At 37.9% G+C, this 1677-nt stretch carries 1 protein-coding gene; it reads right to left on the reverse strand.

The features are described from left to right. Window positions 1-105 precede the first annotated feature (105 nt). Window positions 106-1557 carry an IS4 family transposase gene (locus JCM15548_RS20375; RefSeq protein ID WP_157483037.1) on the reverse strand — a complete coding sequence of 484 codons (1452 nt, stop codon included), beginning with the start codon at window positions 1555-1557 and terminating at the stop codon, window positions 106-108. Window positions 1558-1677 lie beyond the last annotated feature (120 nt).

Consider the following 1677-nt stretch of genomic DNA (forward strand, 5'->3'; position numbering starts at 1 on the left):
ACTTAAGTTTCGCACATTCTTTTAAGCTTTTTAGCGTCAGCGATGTACGTTAGCTGATGTTTTTATATATCTCTGTAATATAATGATTTATGTTTTCCATTTTCGTCATGCGGCATTTTCTGTCTGACTTGACTCACTTCCTAAGATATGGTTGACCATTTGGTTTACCTTTTCATTTTGGAAGATTTTTTCTAGCAGTTCCTGTTCATCAATATCTTCAAACAGAACTACAATTATTTGCATCAATTCAATGAACAGCCCCCATAAACGTTGGTCGAGACGCTGCTTGACAGCAGCCTCTTTTACATTGGAAAACAGGCCTACCATTGATTCATAATATTCAACCCTGTATCTCATGGTCAACAATATGTGCTGGATCATTGTAATGGTTGTATCGGCAATCTGAGCATCAAAGCTGTTGGACTGGCACCGACCCAGTCCTAATAATTGCTTTCCTTCCTTAAAGGCCACCTCTATAGTCCAGCGTATCTGATAAATTTCGATCATCTTGATAAACGATAACTTTATGTCGGTACATAGGAATACTTTCCATTTTCCGTTTTTGCCCTGCTTGCTAAAGAACAACTTAATTGGCTTTCCCTTGAAGGAGACCAGTGCTTCAGTATAGTAGAAGCCAAGTTTACGGCAACGCTTTGGCTTCCCTTTTAGGTTCCGTATTTGTTTATGCGTGTACAATTCGTCATTATATAGAAACTTGGTTTTTGCAATCTTGTACATCCCTATTAAATGTACTGTATGCTTTTTAACTGATAGCACTGCATCTACAAAGGCCTCACAAGTAAACCAACTATCCATCAAAACATAATCGACCATAAAACCTTGGGATACCGCCCTTCGGAACATTTTTATGGCACTGTCTATTTTTGACATATCAGCCTCCCGTGCTCGCTCGTCAGAAAAAGAACCACTTTGCCTTTTTGTTTTGTGCTGCTTCTTTAACTCCTTCGCTTTAAAGCCAAAGGGCTTCTCTTTATTTTGTCCCCGTTCACGGTGTATTGAGAAATCCAGAGGGATAAATGAAACCCCGTCCCAATAGCCCATCAAAAGCAGCTTAAAACCAATAACATACCGCTGTGTAACGTGGTCGAATACCCTAGACACTTTTTCAATGTTCTTCCCCGTTTTTGTAAGAATGGTGTCATCAAAAATCATACACTTCGGTCTATCAGAGCTTTCTAAACAATTGGCTGTTAGCGCCTTGTGCTTGGCAGCGAATAACCACAACAACATTCGCCAACATATTGATTGATTATTCTTTATGCGATAAAATGTATCTTTCCCTGCTACAATCTGGTGTTGTATGCAACCATTCAACATCGAGTTGACCGTTTTAGCATCAAGAAATGGCATCGAGAGAAGGATGGTCATAATCCACTCAAAACGATATCCTTTTATCTTAACTTCTGAAACAACTTTACAGAGGTTCGAAAATGTGAAACATTTCAAAGAACTGGAAATAAAATCGGGTTCGAGCCACCTATGGGTAAAACCGTTTTTTAATTCTGAAATCTTATTAATATCTTTACAGTGCAGCATGGTATTTGTGTTTGGAAACTTCGCTAATATACTTATAATTAAGTATTTAGCCAAATATCCATGCTGCTTTTTTTATTCTTTTCTCTTAATTTTCAACTATTTATCAAACTGCGAAACTTG

This window comes from Geofilum rubicundum JCM 15548 (genome assembly GCF_000974365.1).
In the GTDB taxonomy this organism is placed as follows: Bacteria; Bacteroidota; Bacteroidia; order Bacteroidales; family Marinilabiliaceae; genus Geofilum; species Geofilum rubicundum.